At 70.8% G+C, this 16213-nt stretch carries 17 protein-coding genes and 1 tRNA gene; 10 read left to right on the top strand and 8 right to left on the bottom strand.

Going from position 1 to position 16213, the window contains the following annotated elements; translation table 11 throughout:
* Positions 1-3: 3 nt before the first annotated feature.
* The 3 genes from JYA75_RS17155 to JYA75_RS17145 all read right to left on the bottom strand — a co-directional run bounded on the left by JYA75_RS17155 (position 4) and on the right by JYA75_RS17145 (position 2473).
* A complete protein-coding gene (locus tag JYA75_RS17155) occupies positions 4-921 on the bottom strand; it encodes an ABC transporter substrate-binding protein (RefSeq protein ID WP_006941146.1) in 918 nt (305 codons plus the stop codon).
* A gap of 78 nt (positions 922-999) precedes the next feature.
* Positions 1000-1329: an antibiotic biosynthesis monooxygenase gene (locus JYA75_RS17150; protein ID WP_239010462.1), complete on the bottom strand. Its 330-nt coding sequence runs from the start codon at positions 1327-1329 to the stop codon at positions 1000-1002.
* 49 nt (positions 1330-1378) lie between these two features.
* A complete protein-coding gene (locus JYA75_RS17145; protein WP_006941144.1) occupies positions 1379-2473 on the bottom strand; it encodes an isocitrate/isopropylmalate family dehydrogenase in 1095 nt (364 codons plus the stop codon).
* 19 nt (positions 2474-2492) lie between these two features.
* On the opposite strand from JYA75_RS17145, the gene JYA75_RS17140 reads away from it, so the two are divergent.
* The 3 genes from JYA75_RS17140 (at position 2493) to trxA (ending at position 4769) form a co-directional block, all read left to right on the top strand.
* Complete coding sequence (locus tag JYA75_RS17140; RefSeq protein WP_029544002.1) at positions 2493-3011, top strand: 2'-5' RNA ligase family protein; 519 nt, start codon at positions 2493-2495, stop codon at positions 3009-3011.
* 238 nt (positions 3012-3249) lie between these two features.
* The gene (locus tag JYA75_RS17135; protein ID WP_029544004.1) at positions 3250-4257 is read left to right on the top strand and encodes a helix-turn-helix domain-containing protein; all 1008 of its coding nucleotides are present in this window, start codon (positions 3250-3252) and stop codon (positions 4255-4257) included.
* 140 nt (positions 4258-4397) lie between these two features.
* On the top strand, positions 4398-4769 hold the full coding sequence (trxA, locus tag JYA75_RS17130; RefSeq protein WP_203329211.1) for a thioredoxin: 372 nt from the start codon (positions 4398-4400) through the stop codon (positions 4767-4769).
* A 65-nt stretch (positions 4770-4834) separates the two neighbouring features.
* Here the strand turns inward: trxA and polA are convergent, their stop codons facing one another.
* Positions 4835-7558: a DNA polymerase I gene (polA, locus tag JYA75_RS17125; RefSeq protein WP_050035317.1), complete on the bottom strand. Its 2724-nt coding sequence runs from the start codon at positions 7556-7558 to the stop codon at positions 4835-4837.
* A 200-nt stretch (positions 7559-7758) separates the two neighbouring features.
* Here polA and JYA75_RS17120 point away from each other — a divergent pair, with 200 nt between their 5' ends.
* From JYA75_RS17120 to JYA75_RS17105, 4 genes are read left to right on the top strand one after another with little or no spacing between them, the layout of a single operon-like run.
* Positions 7759-9105: a branched-chain amino acid ABC transporter permease gene (locus JYA75_RS17120; RefSeq protein WP_006941135.1), complete on the top strand. Its 1347-nt coding sequence runs from the start codon at positions 7759-7761 to the stop codon at positions 9103-9105.
* 5 nt (positions 9106-9110) lie between these two features.
* Positions 9111-10100 (top strand): branched-chain amino acid ABC transporter permease, encoded by a 990-nt coding sequence (locus tag JYA75_RS17115; protein ID WP_006941132.1) that lies wholly within the window; start codon positions 9111-9113, stop codon positions 10098-10100.
* The gene (locus JYA75_RS17110; RefSeq protein ID WP_050035318.1) at positions 10093-11133 is read left to right on the top strand and encodes an ABC transporter ATP-binding protein; all 1041 of its coding nucleotides are present in this window, start codon (positions 10093-10095) and stop codon (positions 11131-11133) included. The genes JYA75_RS17115 and JYA75_RS17110 overlap by 8 nt, the downstream gene beginning before the upstream one ends.
* 29 nt (positions 11134-11162) lie before the next feature.
* Positions 11163-11954, top strand: a complete 792-nt coding sequence (locus tag JYA75_RS17105; RefSeq protein WP_037201731.1) for an ABC transporter ATP-binding protein — start codon at positions 11163-11165, stop codon at positions 11952-11954.
* A 62-nt stretch (positions 11955-12016) separates the two neighbouring features.
* Here the strand turns inward: JYA75_RS17105 and JYA75_RS17100 are convergent, their stop codons facing one another.
* Together JYA75_RS17100 and JYA75_RS17095 are read right to left on the bottom strand one after the other, a co-directional pair.
* Positions 12017-13342, bottom strand: coding sequence for an ABC transporter substrate-binding protein (locus JYA75_RS17100; RefSeq protein WP_029544011.1), 1326 nt, complete (start codon positions 13340-13342; stop codon positions 12017-12019).
* Positions 13343-13496: 154 nt separating this feature from the next.
* Positions 13497-14111, bottom strand: coding sequence for a response regulator (locus tag JYA75_RS17095; RefSeq protein WP_006941125.1), 615 nt, complete (start codon positions 14109-14111; stop codon positions 13497-13499).
* Positions 14112-14221: 110 nt separating this feature from the next.
* Between JYA75_RS17095 and JYA75_RS17090 the strand changes: the two genes are divergently transcribed.
* Positions 14222-14295: transfer RNA gene (locus JYA75_RS17090), tRNA-Leu, on the top strand.
* A gap of 203 nt (positions 14296-14498) precedes the next feature.
* Positions 14499-15281 carry a serine protease gene (locus JYA75_RS17085; protein ID WP_203329210.1) on the top strand — a complete coding sequence of 261 codons (783 nt, stop codon included), beginning with the start codon at positions 14499-14501 and terminating at the stop codon, positions 15279-15281.
* 4 nt (positions 15282-15285) lie between these two features.
* Here JYA75_RS17085 and JYA75_RS17080 read toward each other — a convergent pair whose 3' ends face one another.
* A complete protein-coding gene (locus JYA75_RS17080) occupies positions 15286-15606 on the bottom strand; it encodes a hypothetical protein (protein ID WP_065922516.1) in 321 nt (106 codons plus the stop codon).
* Between the two features lie 52 nt (positions 15607-15658).
* Here JYA75_RS17080 and JYA75_RS29120 point away from each other — a divergent pair, with 52 nt between their 5' ends.
* Positions 15659-15790 carry a hypothetical protein gene (locus tag JYA75_RS29120; RefSeq protein ID WP_256997108.1) on the top strand — a complete coding sequence of 44 codons (132 nt, stop codon included), beginning with the start codon at positions 15659-15661 and terminating at the stop codon, positions 15788-15790.
* A gap of 14 nt (positions 15791-15804) precedes the next feature.
* Here JYA75_RS29120 and JYA75_RS17075 read toward each other — a convergent pair whose 3' ends face one another.
* Positions 15805-16188 (bottom strand): hypothetical protein, encoded by a 384-nt coding sequence (locus tag JYA75_RS17075; RefSeq protein ID WP_203329209.1) that lies wholly within the window; start codon positions 16186-16188, stop codon positions 15805-15807.
* Between the last annotated feature and the right edge of the window lie 25 nt (positions 16189-16213).

The following is a 16213-nucleotide window of genomic DNA, read 5'->3' as shown; positions in this document are numbered from 1 at the left end:
CGCTCAGCTCGTCGCCGCGTTGATCTGCGCGGTGTCGATGGTTCCTTCTTCCATGCCCCACCGCTGCGCGATGCGCGCGTAGACGCCGGAGTCGATGAGGTGCTGCATCGCCTGCTGCAGCACGGGTCCGAGGGGCGAGCCCTTCGCGACGACGAAGCCGTAGGGGGCGGCGTCGAACACGGCTCCGGCGGTTTCGAGCCGGCCGTCGCTACGGGCGATTGCGTACGCGGTGATCGGCGAGTCGGCCGAGAGGGCGTCGACACGGCCGAGGATGAGGGCGTTGGTGGCCTCGTCCTGGCTGTCGTACTTGACCTTGTCGATCGGCGGTTTGCCGGCGGCGACGCACGCCTCGCTCTTGGCGGGCACCTCGTCGATGTCCTCGTAGGTGGTGGTCTGCACCGCGACCCGCAACCCGCAGGCGTTGTCGGGGTTTACGTCGTCGCCGACGCGCTGGGCCCATTGCACGCCGGCGCTGTAGTAGGTGACGAAGTCGACGGACTGTTCGCGTTCCTCGGTGTCGGTGAACGACGACGAACCCATGTCGAACGTGCCGGCCTGGACTGCGGGGATGATGCGGTCGAAGTCGGATTCGCTGAACACCGGACGGACGCCGAGGACGTCGCCGAGGGCGTCGACGAGTTCGACCGCGAAACCGACGATGCGCCCGTCGTCGTCCTTGAACTCGTTCGGGGCGTACGGCACGTTGACGCCCACCTTCAGCTCGCCGGTCGCCGCGACGGGCGCCGGCAGCTGGTCGGCGATCGCCTCGACCCGTTCGGCGCCGACCGGTTCGCCGGGCGGCACGGTCGACTCGGTGTTGACGACGCAGCCGGACAGGACCGCGGCCGTCAGCAACGTCCCGAGCAGCCCCGCGACGAGGCGTCGGCGGCCGGTCGGTCCGGTAGGTGCTGGTTCGTCCACAACCGCACAGTATCCATCGGCGGGCCCGGATTACGGAATCCGCCCCGGACGGCCCTCGGTGTCGACGGCCGCACCTGCCTACCGGTCGCCGGCGGCGACCGGTACGTAGTTGCCGACGTCGGCAACGACGCCGAGCTCGAGCCGGAACGCGGCCGGGTCGAACCCCCGGCGTGCGTGGCTCTCCTGCAGGGCCGCCCGGGCCCGCTGCAGTGCCGAGTGGTCCGCCCAGCGCACCACGGTGACGATGTTGTATTCGCTCGGGCCGGAGCACAGTTCGACGACGTCGTCGCCGTGGAACCCGGGCTGGGTACGCAGCTCGCGGTGCGTCTCGTGGACCGCGGCGAGGAAGGTCTCCCGTGCGGCCGCGGGCACGGAGAACTTGTCGATGTGCAGGATCTCGGTCGTCATGGCGGCCACGGTAGGACCTCGAGCCGACTCGAGGTCAAGAGCTGCGAGCTCAGCGGCGACGAGTGCGGGCGACGACGGCCTCGGTGAATTCGGCGGTCGAAGCGAGGCCGCCGAGATCCGCGGTGGCCACGCCCGCCTCGACGGTCGCGTCGACGGCGTGCTCGATCCGGCGGGCCGCGGCGGCGAACTCCGGCAGGTCGTGGGCGGTGCCGAGCCGGTCGAGGAGCATCGCGGCGGACAGGATCAGTGCCGTGGGATTGGCGCGGTTGCGGCCGGCGATGTCCGGGGCGGCGCCGTGTGCGGCCTGCGCCATGGCCTGGGTGTCGGATGCGTTGATCGACGCCGCGGTGCCGAGCGAGCCGGACAGTTCGCCCGCGAGGTCGGAGAGGATGTCGCCGAACATGTTCTCGGTGACGACGACGTCGTAGTCGGCACCGTGGCGGACGAGGTGGGCGGCCATGGCGTCGACGTGCTCGTCGTCCACCGTCACCGACGGATACTGTGCGCCGATCTCGCGGCAGACGTCCCGGAACAGGCCGGTGGTCAGGGACAGGACGTTGGCCTTGTGCACGATCGTGACGCGGCGGCGGCGACGGGTGGCGAGCCGGAAGGCCGTGTGGGCGATGCGTTCGCAGGCCGCCCGGGTGACGACGCCGACGGCGAGCGCGACGTCGGGGGTGGGCATGAATTCGCCGCTGCCGACGACCATGTTGCGGTCCGCGTAGAGCCCTTCGGTGTTCTCCCGCACGATGACGAGATCCATGCGCGGGGACACGGCGCGGACACCGGGCAGGGCGCGGGCGGGACGGATGTTGGCGTACAGATCGAACCGCTTGCGGATCTGTCCGCCCGGGGTGAGCTGCGCGCGGAACGGGTCGGGATAGGCGGCGCTGTCGTGCGGTCCGAGGATCCACGAGTTCAGGCCCGCGAGTGCGTCGAGGGTGGATTCGGGGGTGGGTGTGCCGTGGGTGGCGATCGCATCGGCGCCGAGCGGCAGCGGCACCCAGTCGATCTCCGGGCCGTGCACGGCGGCGACGGCGGCGTCGACCACCCGGCGGGCGGCCGGGACGATCTCGTGACCGATCCCGTCTCCTTCGAGCAGTCCGATGCGGTGCGGGGCGGGGATTGCGACGGCGTCGGTCATGCGGCAATCATTACCCACCATGGTGCAGTCGGTGGAACTGCTCCTCGACGACCGTCTGGATCAGGCGGTCCGCGAGGAATGGTCGCGGTTGCTGGACGTGGGACTGTCCAGTCAGGCCCGCAATCGGTCCGAGTCGAACCGCCCGCACATCACGCTCGCGGTCGCCGCGTCGATTCCGCCGGGCGTGGAAGGGGCGATGCGGGAGCAGATCACGGGCGAGCCGTTGCCGGTGCGGCTCGGGGGGATGGTGCTGTTCGGCTCGCGTACCGCGACGGTGGCGCGGCTGGTGGTGCCCACGGCCGAACTGCTCGAGCTGCAACGGATGGTGTTCGCGCTGATCGACGGTTGTCCGGGTGTCCCGGCGCACATCCGGCCCGGCGAGTGGACCCCGCACGTGACACTGGCCCGCCGGGTGCCGCCCGGCCGGCTCGGATCGGCGCTGACGGCGACCCGAGCGGGCACCCGGGAGCTGACGGGCGTGTCGGCCGGCATCCGGCGGTGGGACGGCGAGGCGCGACGCGAGTGGCGGGTGGTGTGACGCCGCGCCGCCGCGGCCCGGTGCCGGGTCAGACGCGGTAGTCGCCGAACTGGGTTTCCTCGCGGTGGGTATCGGGCGTCCGGCCGGCCAGCGCCAGGGCGTCGAGCGCCACGAACACGACGAGGACGAACAGGAGGACGGTCATGGTCTCAGCCTGGTCCGCGGACCGACCCGCCGACAGCGGCAGAAACGACACGTATCGTCGATTTCCGGCCAACCTGGTGGCAGACTGGGCGGCATGCTGACGACGGTGGTCGTGCCGCTGTTGCCCCGCACCGAGGCCTTCGAACTCGGCGTCGCCTGCGAGGTGTTCGGCTTCGACCGATCCGACGACGGGCTGCCCGTGTACGACTTCAGCCTCGTCGCGGGCAGCCCCCGCCCGGTCACCACCCGGTTCGGGTACACGATCGACGTCCCCTACGATCTCGATCGCCTCGACGACGCGGATCTGATCGTGATTCCCGCCGGCGGCACCGGAATCGCCGACCTGGACGAGTCGTTCGTGTGCGGCGTCGCCGACGAGATCGCCGACCTGCAGCCGCTGTTCGCCAAGCTGCGGGCGGCGGTGGACCGTGGCACGCGGGTCGCGAGCCTGTGCACGGGAGCGTTCGTGCTGGGCGCCGCCGGCCTGCTCGACGATCGCCGCTGCACCACCCACTGGCGCCACGCCCCGCGGCTGGCCGAACGCTTCCCGGCCGCGAAGGTCGATCCGGACGTGCTCTACGTCGACGACGACCCGGTGTTCACCAGTGCCGGCACCGCCGCCGGAATCGACCTGTGCCTGCACATCGTCCGCAAGGAACAGGGCTCCGACGTGGCCAACGGCATCGCGCGCCGGATGGTGGTCCCGCCGCACCGCGACGGCGGGCAGGCCCAGTACGTCGCCATGCCGCTGCCCACGGCACCCGCCGAGACACTCGCACCCCTGCTCGACTGGATGACCGAGCACCTCGACGAGGATCTGCCCGTGGCGGCGCTCGCCGCGAAGGCGCACATGTCCGCGCGGACCTTCGCGCGGCGGTTCCTGGCCGAGACCGGGACGACGCCCGCCCGCTGGCTGCGCGATCAACGGGTCCTCGCGGCCCAACGGTTGCTCGAGACCACCGACCTGCCCGTCGACGTCATCGCCGACCGCGTCGGCTTCGGGACGGCCGCGGTCCTGCGGCAGCACTTCCTGCGCCTGCGCCGCACCACCCCGCACAGCTACCGTCGCACCTTCCGCACCGAACCCGCCCGCGTGCGGTGACCCACCGGGTGCCCACGGACGCGCTCGGAGCCGGCGCAGCAGGTATCGACGGGGGTATCGACGGGCAGAACGGGTACCCGCGGGAAGAAACGGTCGCGACACGACGTTGACGCGTTCAGTACCCGACCGAAAGGATCCCCGTGGCCACCCAGACTCTCACGCAGCAGAACGTCGACGACATCATCACCGGTAACGACGTGGTTCTCGTCGACTTCTGGGCATCGTGGTGCGGGCCGTGCCGCTCCTTCGCCCCCACCTTCGAGTCGTCGTCGGAAAAGCATCCGGATGTCGTGCACGCCAAGGTGGACACCGAGGCCGAACAGGGCATCGCGGCGGCGGCGAACATCCGGTCCATCCCGACGATCATGGCGTTCCGCGAAGGCGTCCTCGTGTTCAACCAGGCCGGCGCCCTGCCCCCGGCCGCGCTCGAGGACCTCGTGACCCAGGTCAAGGCCCTCGACATGGACGAGGTGCGCCGCCAGATCGCCGAACAGAACCAGAAGCAGGGCTGAGCGACCCCGGGTGCGCACGTCCCGCCGCGACAGGGCGACGGGACGTGCGCACCGCCGTGTCGGGATCAGTGCGCGGCGGCGTCCCAGCTGCGCCCGAAGCCGACCGAGACGTCCAGCGGAACCGACAGGTCGATGACCGAGGCCATCTTGTCCCGCACCAGCTGCTGCACCTGTTCGCGCTCGTCGGCGGTCACCTCGAGCACCAGTTCGTCGTGCACCTGCAGGAGCATGCGCGACCGCAACCCGGCCCCGCGCAGCGCCGCCTGCACGTCGATCATCGCGACCTTGATGATGTCGGCGGCGGTGCCCTGGATCGGGGCGTTGAGCGCGGCCCGCTCGGCGACCTCCCGGCGCTGACGGTTGTCGCTGTTCAGATCCGGCAGGTAGCGCCTGCGGCCGTAGAGGGTGGAGGTGTAGCCGTCCTTGCGGGCCTGCTCGACGACGGCGTGCAGGTAGTCGCGCACGCCGCCGAAGCGGTTGAAGTAGGCCTCCATCTGTTCGCGGGCCTCTTCGGTGGAGATCTTCAGCTGCTGCGCCAGCCCGTACGCGCTGAGCCCGTAGGCCAGCCCGTACGACATCGCCTTGACCCGTCGCCGCAGCTCCGGAGTGACCTCCTCGATCGGCACCCCGAACGCCCGGGAACCGACGAAGCTGTGCAGGTCCTCGCCGGTGTTGAACGCCTCGATCAGGCCCTCGTCGCCGGAGAGGTGCGCCATGATCCGCATCTCGATCTGGCTGTAGTCCGCGGTGAGCAGCAGGTCGTAGCCGGGGCCGACGACGAACGCGTCGCGGATGTGCCGGCCCGCCTCCGTGCGCACCGGGATGTTCTGCAGGTTCGGCTCGGTCGAGGACAACCGGCCGGTGGCGGCCACGGTCTGGTTGAAGGTGGTGTGGATCCGGCCGTCGTCGGCGATGGACTTGACCAGGCCGTCGACCGTGGTCTTCATCTTCATCGCTTCCCGGTGCGCGAGCAGGTGCTCGAGGAACGGGTGCCCGGTCTGCTCGAACAGATTCTGCAGCGCCTCGGCGTCGGTGGTGTAGCCGGTCTTGGTCTTCTTCGTCTTCGGCATCCCCAACTCGTCGAACAACACCACCTGCAGTTGCTTCGGTGAGCCGAGGTTGATCTGCTTGCCGATCACGTCGTAGGCGGCCGACGCCGCGGCGGCGACGTCCGCGGCGAAGCCGGACTGCAGGTCGTCCAACCGTCCGGCCTCGACCGCGATTCCGGTCGTCTCGAGGTCGGCGAGCACACCCAGCAGGGGCAGTTCCATGTCGGTCAGCAGGGCGGTGGACTCGATCCCCTCGAGCTCGGTGTCCAGGGCCGCGGCGAGGTCCACCACCGCCCGGGCCCGCAGAATCGCCGCCTCCGCGGCCTTCGCGTCGGCGGCGTCGGCGTCGTCGAGCAGCGAGAGCTGCTGCTCCCCCGACTCCTCCACCCGAAGCTCCCGCTTGAGGTAGCGCAGGGACAGGTCGTCGAGGTTGAAGGTGCGCTGGCCGGGACGCACGAGGTAGGCGGCGAGGGCGGTGTCGCTGGTGACCCCGGCCAGCGTCCACCCGCGGCCCCGCAGTGCGTGCAGGGCCGCCTTCGCCTCGTGCAGCGCCTTGGGCACGGCCGCGTCGGCCAGCCAGGCGGCGAGCGCCGCCTCGTCCTCGGGCGTGAGGGTGGTGGTGCTCACGTACGCGCCCTCACCGTCGGCCGCGGCGATCGCCACGGCCGTGGCGTCGCCGCCGTACGGGACGCAGGAACCGAGCACCGCCATGCCGTGCCGCACGCCCGGCACGGCGTGCGCGGCGAGCCATCCGGCGAGCGTGCCCGGCTCGAGCACGCCGCCGCGCACCTCGAAGCCCTCCTCGGCCTCCGGCTCGACCGAGCTGAGGGTCGCGAACAGCCGGTCGCGCAGCACCTTGAACTCGAGGTCGTCGAACAGCCGGTGGATGCGGTCACGGTCCCAGGGGGTCAGGGCCAGCTGATCGGGGGTGTAGGGCAGGGCCATGTCCCGCACCATCTCGGTGAGCTGACGGTTGAGCAGCACGCTGGACAGGTGTGCGCGCAGGGCGTCACCGGTCTTCCCGCGGACCTCGTCGACGCGGTCGACGAGCTCGGTGAGGCTGCCGAACTCGCGGATCCATTTGGCGGCGGTCTTCTCCCCCACCCCCGGGATCGAGGGCAGGTTGTCGCTCGGATCCCCGCGCAGCGCCGCGAAGTCGGGGTACTGCTGCGGGGTCAGGCCGTACTTCTCCTCCACCGCCCCGGGCGTGAACCGGGTCAGGTCCGACACCCCGCGCCGGGGATAGAGGACGGTCACGTCGTCGGTGACCAACTGCAGCGAGTCCCGGTCGCCGGTGACGACGAGCACCCGGTACCCCTGGGCGGCGGCCTGCGTGGCCAGGGTCGCGATGATGTCGTCGGCCTCGTAGCCGGGCTCGGCCATCACCGGGATGCCCAGCGCCTCGAGCACGTCCTTGGTGATGTCGACCTGACCGCGGAACTCGTCGGGCGCCGAGCTGCGATTGGCCTTGTACTCGGGGTACGCCGCCGCCCGGAACGTGTCGCGGTTGACGTCGAAGGCCGCGGCGACGTGGGTGGGCTGCTCGTCGCGCAGCAGGTTGATGAGCATGGAGGTGAACCCGTACACCGCGTTGGTGGTCTGGCCGCTGTGGGTCTTGAAGTTCTCCGCCGGCAGGGCGTAGAACGCGCGGAACGCCAGGGAATGCCCGTCGAGCAGCAACAGGGTCGGTCGGTCGCCGGCGGTGGCGGCGGGCGCGGAGGAGGTGGATGCACGAGTCACGGTTCCTCAGTCTAGGGACCGGCTCGGACAACCCGGGCCCCTCCGCGACCGTGCGCTCGGCGCGGCACCCGAAACAGAACAGATACGCGGCGGAAATCGCAGAGCCCCGTGGAAAGCGGTTGCAGCCGCTAAAGTCCGGTTCCACGACGCCGGTCCCCCGGCGCCGCGCTCGACGACCCGACGTGATCCGGAGGACCTGCGTGGCCCCATCCGTGCCGCTCCGGGGGCGACCACCGATACCTCGGCTCGCCCCGACGCTCCTGCTCCTGCTCGTCGCACTCGCGCTCGCCGGTGTCGGAGCCGGGGCGGCCTCCGCGCAGGAACCCACCCCACCCCCGGCGCCGACCACCACCGCGCCGCAGCCGAGCGAGGAGGTGCGGGTCAGCGGCAGTCTCAACAACGCCGGGCAGCGCCTCGGCGGGGTCACGGTCCGGGCCCGCGACGCCGCGGGCGCCGAGGTCGCCCGGGCCACCTCGGCGCCCGACGGGCGCTGGCAGATGACCGTACCCCCCGGCACCTACACGTTCGAGGTGGACGAGCAGTCCCTTCCCGAGGGGGTGAGCGTGCAGGCCGCCGTGCAGCGCGACGTCGCCGCCGGCCGGGCGAACACGGTCATCTTCTCGTTCGGCGAGTCGCGGTCCGGGTTCGCCACCTCGGGGTGGGAGACGCTGATCCGCACCGTCGTCGACGGACTGCGGTTCGGCCTCGTGATCGCGATCGCCGGGGTCGGGCTGAGCCTGATCTTCGGAACCACCGGCCTGACGAACTTCGCGCACGGCGAGCTCGTGACCCTCGGCGCGGTGGCCGCGTGGATCTTCAACGTCAGCCTGGGTATCCAGTTGATCCCCGCGACGCTGCTCGCGATCGTGGTGGGCATCGTCATCGGCCTGCTCAACAACGGGCTGATCTGGGCGCCCCTGCGGCGCCGGCGCACCGGCCTCATCGCACAGCTGGTCGTGTCCATCGGCCTGGCGATCTCGCTGCGCTACCTGATCCTCGCGCTGTTCTCCGACCGGGCCGAGGCGTTCGCCGACTATCAGGGCCAGCGCCAGCTGGAATGGGGTCCGATCGCGATCACCCCGGTGAACCTGGCCTGCATCGTGGTCAGCCTGGTCGTGCTGGTCGGGGTGGCCCTGCTCATCCAGCGCACCCGCATCGGCAAGGCGATGCGGGCGGTGGCCGACAACCGGGATCTGGCGGCCGCCTCCGGCATCGACGTCGAACGCGTCGTCCGGTTCGTGTGGGCCCTCGGCGGTGGGCTGGCCGCCCTGGGCGGCGTGCTCTTCGGCCTGTCCGAGCTCGGGGGCCGCGTGCAGTGGGAGATGGGCTTCAAGCTGCTGCTGCTGATGTTCGCCGGGATCACCCTCGGCGGCCTCGGCACCGCGTACGGGGCGTTGCTCGGCTGCGTCATCGTGGGCCTGCTGGTGCAGTTGTCGACGCTGGTCATCAACCCCGACCTGAAGTACATCGGCGGCCTGCTCGTGCTGATCCTCATCCTCGTCGTCCGGCCCCAGGGCATCCTGGGCAGCCGGGCAAGGGTCGGGTGACCGCCGTGGACATCGCTGCCGTTCTTCAGGTTTCCTTCGCCCAGTTGATCGGGCCGTCGGCGATCTTCTACGCGCTGCTGGCCATCGGGCTGAACCTGCACTTCGGGTACGCCGGACTGCTCAACTTCGGCCAGATCGGGTTCGCCCTGCTCGGCGGGTACGGCGTCGGGATCATGACCGTCACCTACGACCAGCCGCTGTGGCTCGGCATCCTCGTGGGCCTGGCCGCCTCGGCCCTGCTGGCCCTGGTGCTGGGCATCCCCACGCTGCGGCTGCGCGCCGACTACCTCGCCATCGTCACCATCGCCGCCTCCGAGATCCTGCGGCTGGTGTTCCGGTCCACCGCCTCGGATCCGGTGACCGGCTCGACCAACGGCCTGTTCGGGTTCGCCGGGCCGTTCACGCAGCTCAGCCCGTTCGACTCCGGGCGGCAGTACTCGCTGCTCGGGATGCGGTTCTACGGCGACGACCTGTGGGCGATGGTCGTGGGCTGGACCCTGGTGCTGATGCTGTGCGGGCTGGTGTATCTGCTCAGCCACAGCCCGTGGGGCCGGGTCCTCAAGGCCGTCCGCGAGGACGAGGACGCCGCCCGATCGCTCGGCAAGAACGTGTTCGTGTACAAGATGCAGGCGCTGGTGCTCGGCGGCATGATCGGCGGGCTCGGCGGCGTCTTCAACGCGCTGCAGACCAAGTCGATCAACCCCGACTTCTACTCCACCGCGCAGACGTTCTTCGCCTTCGGCGCCCTGATCCTCGGTGGCGCCGCCACCGTGTTCGGTCCCGTGCTCGGCGCGATGCTGTTCTGGTTCCTGCTCACCGTTCCCGATGCCCTGCTACGCCAGTCCATCTCGGGCCCGGACCCGCTGCTGGCCCTGTCCGAGCAACAGGTCGGGGCGATGCGCTACATCCTCCTCGGTGTGCTCATCGCAGTCATGATGGTGTTCCGGCCCCAGGGCATCCTCGGCAACAAGCGGGAGGTGCAGCTCGATGCCTGACGCGACCCTCTCCGCGGCGCAGCGCTCCGCGCTGTTCGACTCCGTGGCACGCGAGCCCGGCGCGGACAAACCGGATCCGATCCTCGTGGTGGACGGGCTCTCCCGCACCTTCGGCGGCCTCAGAGCGGTCGACGTGGCGCACCTCGAGATTCAGCGGGGGTGCATCACCGGGCTGATCGGGCCGAACGGCGCCGGCAAGACCACGCTGTTCAATCTGCTCACCGGCTTCGACCGCCCCGACACGGGGACCTGGAGCATGGACGGGATGCCGCTCGGCGGCCTGCACCCGCACCAACTGGCGCGCCGCGGGATCGTGCGGACGTTCCAGCTGACCAAGGCGCTGTCGAAGATGACGGTGCTCGACAACGTGCGGCTCGGCGCGACGGGCCAGCGCGGGGAACGGATGCTCGGTGCGCTGCTGCCGTGGATGTGGCACCGGCAGGAACGCGCCGTCACCGAGCGGGCTCGCGAACTGCTGGCGCGGTTCGCCCTGGACGCGAAGGCCGACGACCTGGCCGGCTCCCTGTCCGGCGGGCAGCGCAAGCTCCTCGAGATGGCGCGGGCCCTGATGACCGAGCCGACGGTGGTGATGCTCGACGAGCCGATGGCCGGGGTCAATCCCGCGCTGACGCAGAGCCTCCTCGGGCACATAAAGGCCCTGCGCGACGACGGGATGACCGTGGTGTTCGTCGAACACGACATGGACGTCATCCGCGACATCTCCGACTGGGTGGTGGTGATGGCCCAGGGCTCGGTGATCGCCGAGGCCCCGCCGGACCAGCTGTCCTCGAGTCCGGCCGTCGTCGACGCCTACCTGGGCAGCCACCACGACCAGGCGCTCGAGTTCGACGACGAGGGCAACCCCGTCGGCGCCACGGCCGCGCTCGCCGTGGCGATCGAGGAGGCCGAGGCCCACACCCTCGAGTCCGGCGGCGACCTGTCCGAACCGAGCGCCACCGTCCTCGCCGACATGCCCGGCGCGGCCGGGCAGCCCGAGACCGGTACCGAGCCTCCGACGCAGGAGAAGCCGTGAGCGAGACGCCCTCCCCCAGCCCGGCGCAGATGACCGCGGCCGAGCGCGCGGCCACTCCCGAGGAGCACGCCCGTCTCGCCGAGGGGGCGCTGGTGCGCGCCGACGACATCGTCGCCGGGTACTTCCCCGGTGTCGACATCCTGCGCGGCTGCAACTTCTTCCTCCGCGACGGCGAGATCGTCGGCATCATCGGACCCAACGGCGCCGGCAAGTCGACCCTGCTCAAGGCGCTGTTCGGGTTGATCCCGGTGCGCCGCGGCACGGTGACGCTGCGCGGCGACGACATCACCGCCGCGCCCGCGCACGTACTGGTGCGCAAGGGTCTCGGCTACGTGCCGCAGACCCGTAACGTGTTCCCGTCACTGACCATCGAGGAGAACCTCGAGATGGGAATCTACTTGCGGCCCAAGAAGTTCGAGGAACGTTTCGCGTTCGTCGCGGAGCTGTTCCCGCTCCTCGGTGAGCGCCGCAAGGTCAAGGCCGGTGCCCTGTCCGGTGGTGAGCGGCAGATGGTGGCGATGGGCCGGGCGCTGATGATGGATCCGTCCGTGCTGCTGCTCGACGAGCCGTCGGCGGGCCTGTCGCCGATGTTCCAGGACGAGGTGTTCATCCGCTGCAAGAAGATCAACGCCGCGGGGGTGTCGATCATCATGGTCGAGCAGAACGCGCGACGGTGCCTGCAGATCTGCGACCGCGGCTACGTGCTCGACCAGGGCCGCAACGCGTACACCGACACCGGGCCGAATCTCATGCACGACCCGAAGGTCGTCGAGCTGTACCTCGGGACGCTCGCGGGCAGCCAGGAGAAGAAGCGCAGCTGACGGGTGGCCGACGGACGGGGCCGGGAACCGATCGGTTCCCGGCCCCGTCCGCGGGGCCCTCGCTACTCACCGACCACGATGTAGTCCTCGGTGGTGAGCCTGTTGTCCGGCCCGAACACCAGGTGCCCGTAGGACCCGATGCCGGGCTCGCCGGCGTCGGTGAAGTTGAGCCGGCCGGTGACACCGTCGTAGTCGATGTCCTGGCCCCCGCGCAGCAGATCCAGGCACTGCTGGTAGCTGGTGCACGTCGTGCCGTCCTTGGTGACGCTGTTGATGTTCGCGGCGATGTCCACCCCGGCGGTGGAGCCGGCCTGTTCCGCGGCGAGCGCCGAGATCACCACGGCGTCGTACGATTCGCCGGCATAGTTGAAGTCGATCAGCGCGGGATCGATGGCCTTGAGCCGATTCTGGAAGTCCGGGCCGACGTCCGTGAGCGGAGTGGTGCCGCGCATCGTGTCGACCAGCCCGGGCGCGACGGCCTCACCGAGGGCGTTGCCCATGTTTCCGTCCACGCCGTAGACGAGCATGCCGTCGGACGGCCCGATACCCACCTCGTGCATGCGGGTGAGGATCTTCGCGGACTCCTCGAACCCGATGATCGCCACGGCGTCGGGGCCGAAGTTCTTGATCTGGTCGACCTCGGCGTTGAACGACTGCGCGTTGGGGTCGTAGATGATCTTCTGGACCTGGTCCTCCGGCACGCCGGCCTCGACGAGGTTGTTCTGGGTGTTGGTGGCCAGGCCGGTGCCGTACGGGTCGTTGAGCGCGATGATCGACACCCGCTGGGCACCGTCGTCCGAGATCAGCTGCGCCAGGGCCTGCGCCTGCAGCACGTCGGTGGGGGCGGTGCGGAAGTACAGCCCCTTGTCGGGATAGCAGACGAACTGGTCGGAGGTGTTCGCCGGCGAGAACATCACCACCCCGGCGCTGGCGATCTTGTCGAGCACCTTCAGCGACACCGACGACGAGGCCGCCCCCACGATCACCTGCGTTCCCGCCGCGAGTTCCCGGTCCACCGTGGAGTTCGCGGTGTCGGTCGTGGTGTCGCCCGAGTCGCCGGTGATCAGCTCCACCGGCTGGCTCAGCACACCGCCGGCGGCGTTCACGTCGTCCACCGCGAGCCGCACCGCCGCCACCTCCGGGGGCCCGAGGAAGGCGAGGCTGCCGGTCTCGGGAAGCAGGGTGCCGATCTTCAGCGGGGTCGTCACCGGCGTGGCACCGGCGGTCGCCTGCGCGGGTTCGCAGTCGGTGGTCACGGTCGTCGCGGACGCCGCGCTGTCACCGGAACCGCCCGCGGCGGAATCGTCGCTGTCCGAGCTACAACCCGCGAGGGCGAGAGACGCTGCTCCGAACACCGCAGCGGCGCGGACGAAGGTCCGTCTGGCCATCCAACTCTCCTTCGATCGGCATGCACACCGTCCCGGATGCGTCACCGGGACGTGGCCAGAAACCTATCCGTCCCGCGCCGTCCGTGAACCCGGGCGAAATCCTTGTGACGCGACCGTTATCGAAGAATTAACGCCGGTGTGACGGGGAGCTCCGTCATCCCGCCGCGGCACCACCCAGCGTCTCGATGACCACCTCGGCGACGTGCTTCATCGTGGTGCGCCGATCCATTGCCGCCCGCTGGATCCAGCGGAACGCCTCCGGCTCCGTCATCGCATGCTTGTCCATGAGCAGGCCCTTGGCTCGGTCGACGAGCTTGCGGGTCTCGAACCGCTCGGTCAGCCCCGCCACCTCGCGCTCGAGTTCACGGATCTCCGCGAACCGGCTCGCCGCCACTTCGATGGCCGGAACGAGATCGGACTTGGAGAACGGCTTGACGAGATACGCCATGGCGCCGGCGTCCCGGGCACGTTCGACAAGTTCGCGCTGACTGAACGCCGTGAGGATGACCACAGGCGCGATGCGGCGGGCGGCGATTTCCGAGGCGGCGTCGATGCCGTCGCGCCGGGGCATCTTCACGTCCATGATGACCAGGTCGGGCTTCAGCTCCTCCGCCAGCTCGACCGCCCGCTGCCCGTCGCCGGCCTCACCGACGACCTCGTAGCCTTCCTCGCGGAGCATCTCCACCAGATCGAGCCTGATCAGCGCCTCGTCCTCGGCCACTACGACGCGCCGCGGCTGAGCGGGATTCTCGTGCGGGGCGGCTGTCATCGTCGGCCATCTCCTGTCGCTCGGGCGGCCCCCGCGGAGGGGGTGGAACGTTAGAAGGGTACCGGTGGTCGACGGCAGTTACCGATCTTCTACAGTGGTCTCCGCACGACGCCCCCGTATCCCAATTGGCAGAGGAAACGGATTCAAAACCCGTACAGTGTCAGTTCGAGTCTGACCGGGGGCACCCACAGTGCGCCGCCTCATCGGAGCGGCGCCCCGAGCGACCCGCGGGCCCCCCACCCCGTCGCCCTCTCGACCGGTGCGCCGCGCCGACGTCCGGGACCGCTGGTAAGGTGCCGATTTCGGTTGCGCCGGCCGGTGTTCCGGTCGGGACCACCGCCGACCGTTCCCGGGCCCTGCGGAACGCGGATCGAGATCGGAGAAGGCATGGGACGCGCCCTTCCCGTCGTGGCGGCCTGCGCGGCTGCGCTGCTCGCCCCGGCTCCGGGTGCGGCCGCGCACGTGCCGGACGATCGGATCGTGCTGCGCCCGGGCGACGGCATCACCTTCACCGCCGCCGATCCCGCGCCGGGTTGGTGCTCGGTCGCCGCGGTCGGCCACGACCGCGCAGGGCGGCTCGTCGCCATCACCGCCGGCCACTGCCGGCAGACCGGCTCGGCCGCCGTGTGGAAGGCCGGCGAGCAGAGCCGCGGGCCTGTCGGCACCGAGACCTCCGTCCACAGCCCCGGGTCGGTGGACTGGCTCGGAATACCGACCGACGCGGTGCCGGACTATGCGGTGCTCCAGCTCGACGAGACGAGGGTACGCGGCTCGAACACCTCGGCGCCGGACGCCGACGGCGAGGTCGTGGTGCTCGAGTCGATCGGCTCGCTGCCGGACGGCGATCAGGACATCGGCAGGCACTGCGCGGCCGGGCACACGACCGGGATCGCGTGCGGGCCCGCCCCGCTCGTCGACGCGCTGGACGTCGCCGGCACCCGCGACGTGCTGGTGAACCCGAACTCGGTCAACTCGTGGCTCGTGATGCAGCAGGGCGACTCCGGCGGCCCGCTGGCCCGCACCGACACCCACGAGTGGCTCGGCCTCGCAGTCGGATACCGGCCGAACGACGTGCGCTTCGCGGTGTACCAGCGGGCCGACCGGATCATCGCGGACCTGGACGCCCGGGGCGGCATCGGCGCGGGATTCACGCTCGTGTGCACCCCGTGACGAGTCAGGTCGTCGCCTCCGCGGACGTCGTCGCCGTGCCTGCGCCGGCGGCGGTCGGCGTCCCGGGGCGGTGCGTCGCGGCCGCGGCACCGCGGTGGTTGTGCTCGGTGACCACCACCTGGCCCGCGGCGATGGCCACCGCCACCGGCCACTCGATCAGATCCAGCGCCACCAGCGCCGCCAGCCCGGCGAAGTAGGCGAGCTGGTCGGGCCGTGGGATCCCGACTCGGCCGACGAGGGGCAGGTGCACGGCGAAGCGTTCGGCGTCGCGGGCGAGCCGCGCCATCGTTCGGTGGGATTCCCAGAAGGACTGTTCGTCGGCCATTCTTTCCTCGCTCGTCAACTTCGGTTCACCTGACGTCCCTACCGTCGGGGGCATGTCGAACCCGATGGCCGCCGTGGGCCCGGATGCGGTGGTCGGCGCCGTGGTCCGGCTGCTCACTCCCCCGCTGTGCGAGCTGTACGCCGTGTTGATGCGCGCCGGCGTGGTGGTCGTGGTCGACGACTGACACCACCGGCCGAACTAGCTCGTCGCCACGGGGGGAGTCTTCCGTGCCGGCTGCGCCGTCGGTGCGGGTGCGGTGACCGCCCCGGGGGCGGCGGCGGTCGCACCGGGACGCGCCGGGTGGGGGCGGGGCGCGAGGAGCCGGACGGCGAGCGCGCCTCCGCCGACGGCGACGACGACCGGCCATTCCACGAGCCCGGAGAGCCCGAGCGCCGCGAGGGTCAGCGCCGCCGCCGGGGTGGAGCCGGAGCCGCTGCTCACACCGGAGCGGGCGCCGTCGAGTGCACCGCGCACGCTGCCGACGAGCCCGCCGACAGCGGCGCCGCCGACGGCTCCCGCGGCGCTGGTGGTGGCGTACGCGGTGCGGGTGACCAGGTGGCCGGTGGTGTCCAGTAGCTGCATGGCACGTCCTGCTCTGCTTTCGGTC

The organism is Rhodococcus sp. PSBB066, assembly GCF_017068255.1.
In the GTDB taxonomy this organism is placed as follows: domain Bacteria; phylum Actinomycetota; class Actinomycetes; order Mycobacteriales; family Mycobacteriaceae; genus Rhodococcus; species Rhodococcus aetherivorans.
This window is presented reverse-complemented; position numbering and strand designations above follow the sequence as displayed.